Below are 14,278 nucleotides of genomic sequence, written 5' to 3' on the forward strand. Positions count from 1 at the left end.
GATGTCTCCAGTGTTGTGTGCGTCAGGCGCACCTCTATGGAACTCGAGTATTCGCTGCCCCCTTCATTCGGTCCAATCGAACTTTTCTTGGAATCGATAAATTTGACTTTGCCTATTCGGCCGCAGGCAGCCGGGCGTGCCTGGCCAGCAGTGCAATCAGCCGCTGGGCAGCGGGCGAGACATAGCCACTTTCCCGGAACGTCACCACCATTCGACGCCGCATCGTGGTGCCGCGCAGCTTCACCTCGCGCAACCTCGCCCCCGAACTGCCCTCCTGCAGATGCAGACGAGAGATGAAGCTCAACAGGCCCGTCTCGCCGATCAGCGCGGGCAGCATCAGAAGCATGGTGCTTTCCACCTGAACGACGGGACGCGGCAGGTGGTGTCGGTCGAAGGTCTGGTCGAGCCAGTCGCGGATAGGCGCCCCCTGCGGTTGCAATACCCACTTGTAGTTCGCGAGGTCGCGCAGCGTGACCTTGGTTTTCGAGAACAACTCGTGGTTCGCGATCGCGGCCACGACGATCTGGTCCTCTGCCAACAGGCGGGTGGTGAAGCCCGGTTCGCTCGGGCCCTCCGTGCCGACGAGGAGATCGATGTCGCCGCTGCGCAGAAGCGGGGCAAGAACGTCGCCCAGCGCCACCGTCGTTCGCACGGTCACGCCAGGCGCCTCCTTCAGCAGGTCCCGCGCGGCAGGAGGCAACAGGAACTGCGCCGCGGTGGGCACGATGCCAAGCTTGACCTGGCCGGAGAGCCCCTGGCCGATGTCGCCAATCTCGCGGCGAGCACTCTCCACGTCGAATCGGGTGCGCTGGGCCCACCTCAGCAGCGCTCGCCCCGCCGTGGTCAGCCGGATGCCGCGTCCGGTCTTTTCGAACAGCGTGGCGCCGTACGCCTCCTCCAGGCGCCGTACGCAGCTCGTCAAGGCAGGTTGGGTCTTGTGCAGGCGTTCCGCCGCACGCCCCATGTGCTCGAGCTCGGCCATGACTTCGAAGTACCTCAAATCCCGCAAGTCCACGGGTTCCCTTTCAGTTGGCTTTGACGTCCGAGAGCATGCCGCACTCGAGGCGCGCACGATCGCCATGCGCCAGGCGCTCGGCCGCCTGCACTGCGCGAAAGTCTAGCCGCGACGTGGGATACCCCCCGAAGGCCGCTTCCCGAGGCCTGGAAGTCTGCTCTTGAGCGCTCCGCCGAGCCTTCGGCGCACTCTCGCGTCAAGCACCGGGCTATGCTCCCCGACCACATGCCGCGACAGAACGCCTCCCCCTCTTCTCTCCCGCACCAAGCCAAGTCAGCCCTGGCCGCCCTGTGCCTCGCCAGCGCCTGCGCGCCGGCACTCGCCGCCCCGGGCTGCCTCGACACCGCCCTCCAATCCCCCTCCCCCGCACGCGCCCTCGCCATGGCCACCTTCGCCACGCAGGAGCACGAAGCCTTCGGCGGGCAGACGATGGATGCCGAGGGCCGCATGACGACGGACGGCGACTCCGAAGCCGAGGACACGCGCCGCACGGTGCCGGGCCTTGCGCCCTGGGAGCGGGTGGTCGGCTACTGGCAGGCGGTCGATCCGCTGTTGCCTTCGCGAGTGCGCTACGGCGGGCTGCGGCCGGCCTACCGGCAGTTGCTGATGCAGTCGCTGAACGAGGCTTCGGCCGCGCGCCTCCAGGGCATGGGCGTGGGGCCCGACGAGGGGCTGGACTCGCCGGAGCTGCGCGCGGTCGATGTCGCATTGAAGCGGGTCGCGGTGATCGACACGCCGTGGTCGGCGGCCTTCATCAGCTGGCTCGCGCGGCAGGCGGGGCTGGCGGGAGACGAGTTCGTCTTCTCCGAAGCGCACGTGGACTACGCGGGTGCCGCGTGGCAGGCAGGCATCGAGGAGCAGGCCGGGCGCCCGACGCGCTACGCCCTGCGTGCCTGCGACCTGACGCGCACGCCGCCTCGCGTGGGCGATCTGGTCTGCCAGGCGCGCGGCGCGGGCGCGGACCTGGACACTTTCGACAAGATCGGCGAGGTGCTGGCAACGCGGCCCACCGGCGGCGATGCGCTGCCGATGCATTGCGATGTGGTGGTGGCCGTCGATGCGACGGGCTTCGACACGGTGGGCGGCAACGTGCTGCAGTCGGTCACGCGGCGCCGGCTGGACTTTGCGCCGGGCACGCGCCGGCTGGACCCGAGCTATCTGCCCGAGGGATGCACGCCCGGCGCGGCGAGCTGCATCGACCGCCACATGAGCCGGCAGCCGTGGTCGCTGCTGCTGCAGTGGCGCTGATCGAGAAACAAAAAAAGCGCGCCGCTTACTTGTAGTACGCCTCGACCTTGCCCTTGAGCTTGAGCAGCAGGGGCTTGCCCTTGCGATCAAGCGTCTTGCCGGCGGGAACCTTGATCCAGCCTTCGCTGATGCAGTATTCCTCGACGTCGAGGCGCTCCTTGCCGTTGAAGCGGATGCCGATGTCGCCTTCGAAGGCGGCCGCCAGGTGGTGGGGGCTGCGCGGATCGGAAGACAGGTGGTCGGGAAGGGGCGGGAGGGAAGAAGAAGAAGGAGTGGGAGTGGCTTCGGTCATGGCGCGTGATGATAGGGGCTCCGGCCGGCCCCTCCCCTCGCGGCGCTCTAACGACGCTTTTTCTTCCCGTGCCTGGGCGGCGGCTTGGGGCCGAAGCCGAGCGCGGCGCGTGCCAGTGCGTCGGCCTCGCCGTTGCGGTGGCGCGGAATCCATTGCACACGCGCCTGGGCGAAGCTGCCGAGCAGCGCGCGGGCATCGTCGAAGAGCGGGGCCATGCGCTCGATGGGTTTGGCGCCCGGCGCGGCGAGCTGCTCGACCAGCGTGCTGTTGTCGCTGTAGGCCAGCACGGCGGTGGCGCCCTTGTCGCGCAGTGCGTGGAGCGCGGCGGTCAGCGCCAGCAGCTCGGCCTCGTTGTTGCAGCCGATGGCGTGCGTGGCCTGCGACAGCGTGTGGCGGCTGCCGTCGGGCGCGGTGATGACGGCGCCGATGCCCATGCGGCCCGGGTTGGGCATGGCGCTGCCGTCGCAGTGAACCACCCACGGGAGCCCCGTGGCCACGGAACCGTCGCCGTTCATTCGCTCTTCTTGTTCAGCAGTTGTTGCGCTTGATGCCCGCCAGGTTCTGGCAGGGCCTCTGGCCGGGCGGCGGACCGGGGTCGACCGCATGCGGGGGCCGCGGCCGGCGGATCGGGCGTGCGCCGTCGTAGTAGGGGTCGTAGTACGGATCGGGGCTCAACACGACGACGCCCGGCGGCTCCGCAGCCGGCTGCGGCTGCGTCTCGGCCGGGAAGCGCGGGATGATGGCCGGCCCCGAGGGCGGGTTGCTCGCCACCCGGCTGGGCGGCGAGGATGACGGCGGAGATGGCGGCGCGGAGCGCTGCGGCGTGGACGAAGAGTCGCGGCGCGCCGGGTCGGGCGGGGGCGATTCGAGGATAGGCACCTGCCGCGCCTGCTTGCTGCCTGCCGGGCATTCGACGTTGGTGTAAGAAACGGCGCCGCTGGCATCGGTGCAGCGGATTACTTCCGCGCGGGCACCGCCGGGGGACGCCGCCGCGGCCACGGCAAAGATCGCCGGAATGAGGAGTGCCAATGCGCGCATCGCGCCACTGTAGCCGCAGCGGGGCCGCAGCGCACCTGCGGCATGATCGCGTCATGGACAACAGCCCCCCGCTCCCCCTCGTCATCGTCAAGGTCGGAGGCACCTTCGACGCGCTGCGCGCCCGTCGTGGCGACTTCGAACACTGGGTTGCCGACGGACTCGGCACGCAGACGCTTCCCATCCTGGTGATCGACCCGCGCCGCGGCGACACCCTGCCCGACCCCGGCCAGGTGGCCGGCGTGGTCGTCACCGGCTCGCATGCGATGGTGTCGCACCGCGAACCGTGGAGCGAAACCACGGCCGCGTGGCTCGCGAAGGCGGTGGCGCTCGACACGCCGGTGCTCGGCATCTGCTACGGGCACCAGTTGCTGGCGCATGCGCTCGGCGGCGAGGCCGGCAACCACCCGGGCGGCGCGGAGGTCGGCACGGTGACGGTGTCGCTCACCGAGGCCGCCGCCACCGACCCGCTGCTGGGCGGCCTGCCCGCGCAGTTTCCGGCCAACGCGGTGCACTGGCAGAGCGCGCTGCGCCTGCCCGAAGGCGCGGTGCCGCTGGCCGCCAGCGCGCATGAGCCGGTGCATGCCTTTCGCGCAGGCAAGCACGCCTGGGGCGTGCAGTTCCATCCGGAATTCGACGCCGAGGCGATGCGCGGCTACATCGACAACCTGCGCGGCGAACTGACCGCCATGGGCGCCGACCCGCAAGCGCTGCGCAACGGCGTGAGCGAGACCGGCGCGGCCGCCAGCCTGCTCGGCCGCTTTGCGCGGATCGCCGAGGCGCGCCAGGGCGTTTGAGCCCGATCGGGGTCCATCGCGGCCCTCTGTAGCCGTCGGACCGCGACTACAAGGGGCGCCCGGCGCTTGGGTTAAGGTGCGGTCCATTCGCCCATCGCTCCACACCTTTCCATGACCACTCCCTCGCCCGCGCCGGCTCGCAAGCATTTTTCGATGATCCGGGAATTCCACCTGGCCGACGTCTTCACGCTCGGCAATGCGGCATGCGGGGTGGGCGCGGTTTTCCTGGCAATGGCCTTCATGGCCAGCCAGTCGCTCCCGCAGTTCCTGTGGGCGGCGGCGCTGGCGCCCGCGGCATTCATCTTCGACGTGTTCGACGGGCGCATCGCGCGCTGGCGGCAGACGCAGTCGGCCCTGGGCCGCGAACTCGACTCGCTGGCCGACATCATTTCCTTCGGCGTGGCGCCGGCCGCGCTGGGCTTTGCGGCGGGGCTGAACGGCGGCTGGGACTGCGTGCTGCTGATCTATTTCGTCGGCTGCGGCGTGAGCCGGCTCGCGCGCTACAACGTGACGGCCGAGGCGCTGTCCGCCGGCGCCGACAAGGTGAAGTATTTCGAGGGCACGCCCATTCCCACCAGCGTGGTGCTGGTGGCCGTGCTGGCCTATGCCGCGTGGCAGGGCAGCATCGGTGCATCGGCGTGGGGCGGCGCCTGGACCATCGGCCCGTGGCAGCTGCATCCGCTGGTGCTGATGTTCGCGCTCTCGGGCACGCTGATGATCAGCAAGACCCTGCGCATTCCGAAGTTCTGAGTTCCGCCAGACCCAGGAGACACCGCGATGACCATGAAGCTCTACTTCGACCCGCAAAGCCGCTCGCAGGTCGCCAAATGGATGCTCGACGAGACCGGCGCGCCCTATGAGATCGTGACCACGCTCATCCGCGAGAAGGCGCACAAGAAGCCCGAGTACCTGAAGATCAACCCGGCGGGCAAGCTGCCCGCGCTGGTGGACGGCCGCGCGCGCGTGTTCGAGAACGCGGCCATCTGCATGTACCTGGCCGAGAAGTTTCCCGGCAAGCGGCTGGCACCGCCTGTCGGCTCGGTCGACCGGGGGCGCTACCTGTCGCTGATGGTCTATTCGACCTCGCAGCTCGAGCCCGCGATGGGCGACAGCCTCTTGAAGATCCGCAGCAACAACAGCGCCCGCGGCTGGACCGACTTCGAGGCCGCCAAGGATGCGGTCGAGCGCGAACTCGGCGACGGGCCCTACCTGTTCGGCTCGCAGTTCACGGCGGCCGACGTGATGATCGGCTCCATGTTCATCTGGCACCGCGCATTCGGCGGCCGCTCGAACCGCCCGAAGATCGACGCCTACATCAACCGGCTGCAGGCCCGCCCCAAGGGCATGAAATTCGGCTGAATACGGCGCGGCATGCCGCGCTGGTGACATCGCGCGGCAAAGGCTCGTCCTTTAATCGGCTTGCTTGTTCCATTCCAACAATAGAGACGCCCGCATGACATCGAAGAACGCCACGCCCTCCCGCTTTGCGCTCACTGCCCTTTCCATGGGCCTGGCCGCCCTGCTCGCCGGCTGCGCGAGCACGCCGCCGCCCGGCGGGCGCAGCGTGACCATCGAGCGCACCACCTTCGGCATCGCGCACATCACCGCGCCCGACTACGAAGGGCTGGCGTACGGCAGCGCCTATGCGCATGCGCAGGACAACGTCTGCCAGACCGCCGAACACCTGCTCACGCTGCGCGGCGACCGCTCGCAGTTCCTGGGGCCGCAGAACACCGGCGACCTGGGCCTGGGCCGCGCGCCGAATGCGCAGATCGACCTGTTCATCCGCTATCACATGGACGACGCGGCACTGGCGCGCGCGGGCGCCACCACCAGCCCCGACGTGCAGGCAGCGCTGCGCGGCTACGTGGCCGGCTACAACCGCTACCTGCAGGATGCCGGCCCGAATGGCCTGCCCGCCGAGTGCCGCGGCAAGCCCTGGGTGCGGCCGATGACGGCGGCAGACCTGTCGCGCGCCACCGAGATGTCGATGATCCAGGGCGGCGTGGGCGCGCTGGCCGGCGCGGTGCTGGCCGCAGTGCCGCCCGCCCCCGGCGCCAGGACGAGCGCCGCGCCGGTCGCGCTGAAGGAAGCCGTCGCCGAAATCGGCCGCCACAGCTTCAACGCCAACCCCGAGGGCGGCGAACTCGGCTCCAACGGCTGGGCGTTCGGGCGCAACGCCACGCCGGACGGCCGTGGCCTGCTGCTGGGCAACCCGCACTTCCCCTGGACCGGCACCAACCGCTTCTGGGAAATGCACCTCACCATTCCCGGCAAGGTCGACGTGATGGGCGCCACCGGCGGCCTGAGCCCGGTGGTGGCCATCGGCTTCAACAAGGACGTGGCCTGGACGCACACCGTGTCGACGGGCAAGCGCTTCACGCTGTACGAGCTGAAGCTCGACCCCAGCGACCCGACGGTGTACCTGGTCGACGGCCAGCCGAAGAAGATGGTGGCGCGCACCGTGGTGCTGCCGGCCGCGGCAACGGGCGGCAGCGCCGCGCCGCTGCAGCACACCTTCTATTCGACCGACTGGGGCCCGGTGATCTCGCTGCCGCGCGCCGGCCTGGGCTGGACCGCGCAGAAGGCCTACGCCATCCGCGACGCCAACACGCTGAACGTGCGCTCGGCCGAAAGCTGGATGAAGATGGCCCAGGCCCGCAACGTGGCCGAGCTGCGCGCCGCCATGGGCAACCAGGGCATGCCGTGGATCAACACTATCGCGGCCGACCGTGACGGCAACGCCATGTACGCCGACCTGTCGGTGGTGCCAGACGTGTCGGCCGACATGCTCAAGGCCTGCGCGCCCTCGCCCGCCGCCGCCGCGCTGCTCAATGCGGCCGGGCTGCCGGTGCTCGACGGTTCGCGCAGCGCCTGCGCCTGGAACCGCGACAGCGCGGCCGCCGCGCCCGGCGTCATCGCGCCGGCCCGCATGCCGGTGGTCATCACGCCGGACTACGTGCAGAACAGCAACGACAGCTTCTGGCTCAGCAACCCCGAGACCGCGCCGATGGCGGGCGTCTCGCCGCTCGTAGGCCCCGTGGGCGTGCCGCAGCGGCTGCGCACGCGCAGCGCCATCATGGAAATCCGGGGCCGCCTGGCGGGCAGCGACGGCCTGCCCGGCAACCGCATGGGCGCGGCCGAGCTGCGCAGCGTGATCTTCCGCGACAAGAACCTCGCCGGCATGCTGGTGATGGACGACCTGCAGGCCGCCTGCCGGGCCAGTGCCGGCACGCTGAATGCCGACCAGGCCCTGGGCTGCCGCGTGCTGTCGGCCTGGGACCGCACCAGCAATGCCGATTCGAAGGGCGCGGCGCTGTTCCGCGAGTTCTGGCGCAAGACCAAGGACGTGCCGAAGGTCTGGCGCGTGCCCTTCGACCCCACCCAACCCGTGGCGACGCCGGCCGGCCTCGACATGGCCGCGCCCGCCACGCGCGACGCGGTGTTCAAGGCGCTGGGCGAGGCGGTCGGCATCCTGCGCACCGCCGGCTTCGCAGCCGACGTGCCGCTGGGCGTGCCGCAATCGCGCCTGGTGCGCGGCCAGAAGATCGCGCTGCATGGCGGCGACGAGTTCGAGGGCGTGCTCAACAAGCTGGAGTCGCAGGGCCAGTCGCTGATCGACCCGAAGGGCTACAACGTCAACTACGGCAGCAGCTACATGCAGGTCGTGACCTTCGACGCCAACGGCCCCGTCGCCCAGGGCCTGCTGACCTACGGCCAGAGCAGCGACCCGGCCTCGCCGCGCGCCTACGACCAGCTGCCGCTGTTCGCGGCCAAGCAGTGGCACCCGCTGCCGTTCCACCCCGCCGACGTGCGGGCACAGCGCGAGGGCACGCCGCTGCAGCTCGCGTACTGACATCATTTCGTCCATGCCGCAACAGACTTCCCCTTCCCACACCGCCGCGAGCGGGCTCGACGAGCTGATCCGCATCGCGGCGGCGCAGCCGCTCGCGCCGGCCTGCGACCATTTCTACTTCCTGCGCCACGGCCAGACCGGGCGCAATGCGCAGCGCATCTTCCAGGCGCCGGACGAGCCGCTGAGCGAACTCGGCCTGCAGCAGGCGGCACGCGCCGCCGGGCTGCTGGCGGGCGAGCCGATCCGCACCATCGTCTGCAGCGATGCGCGGCGCGCCTTCGACACCGCGAACACGGTGGCCGCCGCGCTGCGGCTGGCGCCCACGGCGCACGAAGCGCTGCGCGAGCGCAATTTCGGCGCGCTGATCGGCACCTCGTCGGCCAACATCGACTGGGCCTGCGAGCCCGAGGGCGGCGAGACGCTCACGCAGTTCGTCGTGCGCAAGCGCGCCGCGCTCGACGCAGCCCTGCGCCAGCCCGCCCCGGTGCTGGTGGTGGCGCACGGCGGCACGCTGTACGCACTGGCCGCGCTCCTGGGCGTGCCGATCGATTTCAAGCTCCTGGGCAATGCGCAGCCATTGCGTTTCGAACGCAGCGGCCCCACATGGGCCGTGACGCCGCTGCTGCGGCATGCAGACACAGACGGCGAGGCGGCCCTGGCCTAGCACCCCGCGAAGCGCCCCGAGCCCACCCCAGCCGTCCATACAACGAACCGCCACACACCATGGAATTCAAGGACTACTACAGCGCTCTGGGCATCGACCGCACCGCGTCCGACGACGAGGTGCGCAAGGCCTATCGCAAGCTCGCCCGCAAGTACCACCCCGACGTCAGCAAGGAGCCCGACGCCGAGAAGCGCATGCGCGACATCAACGAGGCCAAGGACGTACTGGGCGACAAGGAAAAACGCGCCGCCTACGACGCGCTGGCCGAGCGCGTCGCGCGCGGCGGCAGCCCCGACGGCCACTTCCAGCCGCCGCCGGGCTGGGACGAAGGCTTCGAGTTCCACCGCGGCCCCAACCAGGGCCCCGCGGACCACGCCGACTTCAGCGAGTTCTTCTCTTCGCTCTTCGGCGAGGCCGAGCGGCGCGGCGCCACGCGCAAGAACTACAAGGCGCGCGGCGAAGACCACCACGCGGCCATCGAGATCGCCCTCGAAGACGCGCTCAACGGCGCCGAGCGCGAGATCACGCTGCGCGCGCAGACGCTCGACGCGCAGGGCCATCCCCATTGGGAGAACCGCACGCTCAGCGTGAAGATTCCGCCGGGCGTGCATCCGGGCCAGTTCATCCGCCTCGCGGGGCAAGGCATGCCCGGCCACGGCGGCGAGCCGCCGGGCGACCTGTACCTCGAAGTGCGCATCGCGCCGCACAAGCTGTACCGCGTGGAAGAGCGCGACCTGTACATGACGCTGCCCGTCACGCCCGCCGAGGCGGCGCTGGGCGCGCAAGTGCAGGTGCCGACGCCGACCGGCGGCCTGGTCGAGGTGACCGTGCCCCGCAATGCGCGCGGCGGCATGAAGCTGCGGCTCAAGGGCCGGGGCCTCGCGGGCAAGACGCCCGGCGACCTGTACCTGCTGATCGAAATCGCGCTGCCGCCCGCCGACAGCGACGATGCCCGCAAGGCCTACGAGCAGCTGGCGCAAGCCACGGCATCGTTCAACCCACGCCAGCATCTGGGAGTCTGAGCATGGTGAATTTCACACTCACGACCGCCACCGCCATCAGCGCCTCGCAGCCGCTCGCGGCCAGCGACCTGGCGCATGCCGTGGGCGCCGACACCGCATGGGTGATGCAACTGGTCGAGGTCGGCATCCTTCGCATCGAAACGCCCGAGACACAGCCCGAGCGCTGGCAGTTCTCGAGCACCGACCTGCAATACGCACTCGAGGCGCGCCGGCTGGAACGCGACTTCGGCGTGGGGCTGGACGCGGCGGCGCTGATCCTCGACCTGCAGCACGAAGTGCGGCGGCTGAAGGCGATGCTGCACGCGCACAGGCTGGGCTAGGTGGGCGGGATGAGCCAACAGCCCCCGAAAATCCGATGCGCCTGGGCCCAGACCGACCCGCTCCTGGCCGCCTACCACGACGCCGAATGGGGCGTGCCCGAGCACGACAGCCGCGCGCTGTGGGAGAAGCTCATGCTCGACGGCTTCCAGGCCGGCCTGTCGTGGCTCACCATCCTGCGCAAGCGCGACGCCTTCCGCAAAGCCTTCGAGGGCTTCGTGCCCGAGAAGATCGTCAAGTTCACCGAAGCCGACATCGAACGGCTCATGCAGGACGCCGGCATCGTGCGCTCGCGCTCGAAGATCGAGGCCACCATCGGCAATGCGCGTGCCTACCTCGCCATGCAGGCGGCGGGCGAAGACTTCTCTGAATTCATCTGGGGCATGGCTGGTGGCAAGCCCATCGTGAACCGCACCGGAAGCGTGCCTGTGAAGACGCCGCTGTCGGAGGAAATCTCCGCCGCACTGAAAAAGCGCGGCTTCAAGTTCGTCGGGCCGGTGATCGTCTACGCATGGATGCAGGCCACCGGCATCGTCGACGACCATGCCGCGGACTGCCACAGGCACGGCGCCAGGCACAAAGCCAGGCCCCAATGAAAAAACCGGACGCTGCTTTCGCAGGTCCGGTTTTTCATTGGCTTGTGACCGAAGCGGCTTGCGCCGCCTTCATCGATTACAGGCCGGCTTGGCGCGTGAAGCTCAGGCTCTTGGCTTGAGCGGGGATCACGCTGCCGGCGAAGGTTTCGGGGCGCAGGTTCTGGCCAGGTGCGTGTGCAGCGGCGACGGCCTGGCTACGAACGGTGGCGCGGTCGACGGAAGCGGCCAGGACCGGGGTTGCGGTCGATGCGGCGCCTTCGTTGTCGCCGTAGGCGTTGCCGGCACGGGCGGCTGCCACGGCTTGGGGCGCCACGTCGGCGCGGCTGTAGCCGGAGGTCAGGGGCTGCACGCCTTCGTAGGTTTCTGCGTGGGCGCCAGCGGCGGCGAGCAGGGACAGAGCGGCGGCGGCGAGGATGTTCGAGGTCTTCATTTCAATTTCCTTCTTCATTGGGCTTTTGAGTGCCTCAAGTGTGCACCACGATTCCTAGGGAAAACCCTATTCAATCGAACCGCAGTGTTCATGAAATTGAAACAATGACGAGGAACTTTCTGACGCCGCTAACTCAATTGCCCTTTCATGCGCTGGAAACGTGCCGATTTGCGTATCCGCTCGCGGCTCGACAAGCTGCATGCACATTGCGTGCCAGTTGCTAGTCTTCCTTCATGCCCGTGGCCTTGACCACGCCGCCCAGCCGCACGCGCTCTTCGTCGACGAACTTGGTGAAGCTCGCCCGCGTGCCGCCGATAGGCTCGATGCCCATGCCCTTCAGGCGCTCGACCGTGGCCGGGGCCTTCATCGCGGCGTCGACGGCCGCGGCCATCTTGTCCAGGATGGCGTCGGGCGTGCCGCGCGGCGCATGCACGCCGGCCCAGTGGGCGATGCGGATCTCGGGGAAGCCCTCTTCCGCCGCCGTCGGCAGGTCGGGGTAGGCCGAAATGCGCTGTGTCCAGGTGCCGGCCAGCGCCTTCAGCTTGCCGCTCTTCACATAGGGCAGCACCACGATGCTGGCTTCCGAGGTGGCCTCGACCTGGCTGCCGAGCACCGCGGTGATCGACTCCGAACCGCTCTTGTAGGGCACAACGTCGAGCTTGCTGCCGTACTTCGTCTCGAGAATGCCTTCGACGAAATGCGGCGTGCTGCCCGTGCCCGCGGTGGCCCAGTGGAAGCCGCCGCCGGACTTCTTGGAGGCCGCGACGAACTCCTTCAAGTCTTTGTAGGGCGCATTGGCCGGCACCACGATGACCGAAGGCGCCAGACCGATCATTGCAACCGGCACCAGCGCATCGTCCTTGTACGGCATGCTCTTCTTGATCATGCTGTTCGACACCACGCCGGCCGCGCTCACGAGAAAGGTGTAGCCGTCAGGGGCGCTCTTGGCGACCACGTCGGCCCCCAGGATCGCGCCCGCGCCGGGCTTGTTGTCGACGATGACCGGCTGGCCGAGCTGCTTCGACGCGCCCTCGGCCGCCGCGCGCGCCATCAGGTCGTTGGCGCCGCCAGCGGAAAAGGGAACGACCAGCCGGATCGGCTTGGTGGGCCATGCCTGGGCGGCGGCGCCCTGTGCGATCACCGACACGGCAAGCCCGATGGCCAGCGAAACAATGCGGATGGGAAACATGAGTGAGGTCTCCTGTGTTGTTGTGGGATATGAGGAAGAAGGATCGAACCCGGGACGCCGGGCGTTTTCATGATGCCACGCGCCTCCGGATATGCGACGGCGACCGCCAGGGGCCGCCCCTGCGGCAACGCGGGTGCTGCGCTCAGGAGCGCGGCCAGCCGCGTATCAGCGTGCGCAGCGCCACCCCGCCGCTGCCCTTGACCTCGGCGCGGTAGGTTCCCACCAGCGCCTCGCGCTCGGCCGCCGCCTGCGGCTCGTTGCGCCAGGCCAGCAAGGCGGCCACGTCTTCGTCGGGCGACGCGGCCAGCAGCGCCTGCGTGACCTGCTTTTCGAATTCGCGCGCCACGATCATCAGGTTGCGCGGGCGCGTCGAAGTCACGCCGCGCGACCACAGGGTGTCCAGCGCCATGTCGAGCGTGCTGTCGGGCAAGGCGCTGAGCTGGCCGCCGTTGCCGCGCGCCAGCTGCTTGACCACCGCGCTCATCAGCAGCTGGCTCGAGAAATCGATTTCGCGCACGTCGCCCACGGCCATGCGTTCGAGCAGTTCGGTGCGCGCCGGGTCGGCCGGCTTGGCGCGTTCGCGGCTGAAGAATTCGGCCTTTCCGGCCTCGCTCATGGCGGCGTAGTCGGCGCGCAGCTTCGCGAAGCGGGCGACGGCGGCCAGCACCTGGGGGCTGGGCGCGGCACCGCCGTTGCCGGCAGATGCCACTTCCTGCTGGATTGCGGCCACGGAAGCCTTGGCGCTGAATGCCCGGCTGGCGGCGGCGTCGAGTGCCTTCAGGGCCTTGTCGGCGATGGCCTGGTCGTCGGGCTCCAGCAGCTCGCGCGCACCGCGCGCCACCGCGCCCGGCGCATACGAAGCCTGGTAGCGCGCCTGCACGCCTTCGAACTGCAGCAGCGCTTCCGCGCGGCTTTGCGCCCAACCCATCAAGGGGGCCAGCAGCAACGCAAGCAACAGAAAGAAACGGGTCGGGGAAAGTCGGTTCGAAGAAGGCATGGCGCCATTATTGGCACGCCCGCATTTCCCCTCCCTTGGCCGCTCAGAACAGGCTTGCGCCGATGTTGATGAGCAGCGCCAGCACCGTCGTGTTGAACAGGTACGCGAGGATGCAGTGCACCGAGCCGATGCGCCGCAGGGGCTTCGACACGAAGGACACATCCGCCGTCTGCCCCGAAGTGCCGATCACTGCCGAGAAGTAGAAGAAGTCGCCATAGGTCGGCACCTCGTCATCGGGAAACTGCAGCCCCGGCTTGCGCCCCTTGCTGACTGCCGCGTAGTAGTCGTGCGCATAGTGCAGCGTGAACATCATCTGCGTGAAGGCCCACGACGACATGACCGTGAGCCCGGCCAGCGCGATGTGCGCGATCTTCTCGAAGCCGTGCATGTCCTTAACCACCGCCAGCTCCCCGCCGATGGCCGCGAGGCTCGCGATGGCAGACACCACCACCAGCACGAGGATGACGATCTGCCCCTCGTCCTGCAGCTGCGCGCGGTAGCGCATGTGCTGCGGCGACGACCGGATCATCATCGTCGCGGCCAGTGCCACGTAGAGGCATGCGCCGGTGTTCCATGCGATGAGCAGCCGCGTGACCAGGTGGGCCTCGATGGCCGACGGCAGCAGGATGCCGACCGCGATGGCGATGGCCGCGGCAATGAAGAGCCGCGGCCGCGCGACCAGCGGGCGAAGAAGTGGGTGTCTTGAAGTTTTCATGTGGATCCGCAGAACGCCGTCGAGGATACGGCGCGCGCGCCGAACTGGCGACTGCGGGCGAAACTTCATCCACGCCCCAGGTTCATCTCATGGAAAGCCTCGCA

At 69.2% G+C, this 14,278-nt stretch carries 18 protein-coding genes; 10 read left to right on the top strand and 8 right to left on the bottom strand.

Annotated elements, in window-relative coordinates; all coding sequences use genetic code 11:
* Positions 1 to 112: 112 nt before the first annotated feature.
* Positions 113 to 982, bottom strand: coding sequence for a LysR family transcriptional regulator (locus tag C4F17_RS08320; RefSeq protein WP_275892582.1), 870 nt, complete (start codon positions 980 to 982; stop codon positions 113 to 115).
* Between C4F17_RS08320 and C4F17_RS33120 the strand changes: the two genes are divergently transcribed.
* Complete coding sequence (locus C4F17_RS33120; protein ID WP_199851998.1) at positions 981 to 1,121, top strand: hypothetical protein; 141 nt, start codon at positions 981 to 983, stop codon at positions 1,119 to 1,121. The genes C4F17_RS08320 and C4F17_RS33120 overlap by 2 nt on opposite strands.
* A gap of 275 nt (positions 1,122 to 1,396) precedes the next feature.
* Complete coding sequence (locus tag C4F17_RS08325; RefSeq protein ID WP_234382667.1) at positions 1,397 to 2,263, top strand: DUF2272 domain-containing protein; 867 nt, start codon at positions 1,397 to 1,399, stop codon at positions 2,261 to 2,263.
* Positions 2,264 to 2,288: 25 nt separating this feature from the next.
* On the opposite strand, the gene C4F17_RS08330 is transcribed toward C4F17_RS08325, so the two are convergent.
* Genes C4F17_RS08330 through C4F17_RS08340 form a run of 3 tightly spaced genes read right to left on the bottom strand, consistent with a single transcriptional unit; the run spans position 2,289 to position 3,593 of the window.
* Entirely contained in the window at positions 2,289 to 2,555 is a 267-nt protein-coding gene (locus C4F17_RS08330) for a DUF3297 family protein (RefSeq protein ID WP_081266691.1), read from the bottom strand.
* A gap of 47 nt (positions 2,556 to 2,602) precedes the next feature.
* On the bottom strand, positions 2,603 to 3,070 hold the full coding sequence (locus tag C4F17_RS08335; RefSeq protein WP_106934923.1) for a ribonuclease HI family protein: 468 nt from the start codon (positions 3,068 to 3,070) through the stop codon (positions 2,603 to 2,605).
* A gap of 13 nt (positions 3,071 to 3,083) precedes the next feature.
* The gene (locus tag C4F17_RS08340) at positions 3,084 to 3,593 is read right to left on the bottom strand and encodes a hypothetical protein (protein ID WP_106934924.1); all 510 of its coding nucleotides are present in this window, start codon (positions 3,591 to 3,593) and stop codon (positions 3,084 to 3,086) included.
* A 53-nt stretch (positions 3,594 to 3,646) separates the two neighbouring features.
* On the opposite strand from C4F17_RS08340, the gene C4F17_RS08345 reads away from it, so the two are divergent.
* The 8 genes from C4F17_RS08345 (at position 3,647) to C4F17_RS08380 (ending at position 10,843) form a co-directional block, all read left to right on the top strand.
* Positions 3,647 to 4,387, top strand: coding sequence for a glutamine amidotransferase (locus C4F17_RS08345; RefSeq protein WP_081266688.1), 741 nt, complete (start codon positions 3,647 to 3,649; stop codon positions 4,385 to 4,387).
* A 111-nt stretch (positions 4,388 to 4,498) separates the two neighbouring features.
* Complete coding sequence (locus C4F17_RS08350; protein ID WP_106934925.1) at positions 4,499 to 5,137, top strand: CDP-alcohol phosphatidyltransferase family protein; 639 nt, start codon at positions 4,499 to 4,501, stop codon at positions 5,135 to 5,137.
* A 27-nt stretch (positions 5,138 to 5,164) separates the two neighbouring features.
* Positions 5,165 to 5,746 (top strand): glutathione S-transferase family protein, encoded by a 582-nt coding sequence (locus C4F17_RS08355; protein ID WP_081266686.1) that lies wholly within the window; start codon positions 5,165 to 5,167, stop codon positions 5,744 to 5,746.
* Between the two features lie 94 nt (positions 5,747 to 5,840).
* A complete protein-coding gene (locus C4F17_RS08360) occupies positions 5,841 to 8,243 on the top strand; it encodes an acylase (protein WP_106934926.1) in 2,403 nt (800 codons plus the stop codon).
* Between the two features lie 13 nt (positions 8,244 to 8,256).
* Positions 8,257 to 8,907, top strand: coding sequence for a histidine phosphatase family protein (locus tag C4F17_RS08365; protein ID WP_106934927.1), 651 nt, complete (start codon positions 8,257 to 8,259; stop codon positions 8,905 to 8,907).
* Between the two features lie 59 nt (positions 8,908 to 8,966).
* A complete protein-coding gene (locus C4F17_RS08370; RefSeq protein ID WP_081266683.1) occupies positions 8,967 to 9,929 on the top strand; it encodes a DnaJ C-terminal domain-containing protein in 963 nt (320 codons plus the stop codon).
* 2 nt (positions 9,930 to 9,931) lie between these two features.
* Entirely contained in the window at positions 9,932 to 10,249 is a 318-nt protein-coding gene (locus C4F17_RS08375) for a chaperone modulator CbpM (RefSeq protein ID WP_106934928.1), read from the top strand.
* 9 nt (positions 10,250 to 10,258) lie between these two features.
* Positions 10,259 to 10,843 (top strand): DNA-3-methyladenine glycosylase I, encoded by a 585-nt coding sequence (locus C4F17_RS08380; protein ID WP_106934929.1) that lies wholly within the window; start codon positions 10,259 to 10,261, stop codon positions 10,841 to 10,843.
* A 76-nt stretch (positions 10,844 to 10,919) separates the two neighbouring features.
* Here C4F17_RS08380 and C4F17_RS08385 read toward each other — a convergent pair whose 3' ends face one another.
* The 4 genes from C4F17_RS08385 to C4F17_RS08400 form a co-directional block, all read right to left on the bottom strand.
* The gene (locus C4F17_RS08385) at positions 10,920 to 11,273 is read right to left on the bottom strand and encodes an alpha/beta hydrolase (protein WP_081266769.1); all 354 of its coding nucleotides are present in this window, start codon (positions 11,271 to 11,273) and stop codon (positions 10,920 to 10,922) included.
* Positions 11,274 to 11,493: 220 nt separating this feature from the next.
* The gene (locus C4F17_RS08390; RefSeq protein ID WP_106934930.1) at positions 11,494 to 12,462 is read right to left on the bottom strand and encodes a Bug family tripartite tricarboxylate transporter substrate binding protein; all 969 of its coding nucleotides are present in this window, start codon (positions 12,460 to 12,462) and stop codon (positions 11,494 to 11,496) included.
* Between the two features lie 142 nt (positions 12,463 to 12,604).
* Positions 12,605 to 13,459: a hypothetical protein gene (locus C4F17_RS08395; protein ID WP_106934931.1), complete on the bottom strand. Its 855-nt coding sequence runs from the start codon at positions 13,457 to 13,459 to the stop codon at positions 12,605 to 12,607.
* A gap of 43 nt (positions 13,460 to 13,502) precedes the next feature.
* The gene (locus C4F17_RS08400) at positions 13,503 to 14,174 is read right to left on the bottom strand and encodes a DUF1345 domain-containing protein (protein WP_234382670.1); all 672 of its coding nucleotides are present in this window, start codon (positions 14,172 to 14,174) and stop codon (positions 13,503 to 13,505) included.
* Between the last annotated feature and the right edge of the window lie 104 nt (positions 14,175 to 14,278).

The sequence above is a fragment of the Variovorax sp. PMC12 genome, from assembly GCF_003019815.1.
Taxonomy (GTDB): domain Bacteria; phylum Pseudomonadota; class Gammaproteobacteria; order Burkholderiales; family Burkholderiaceae_C; genus Variovorax.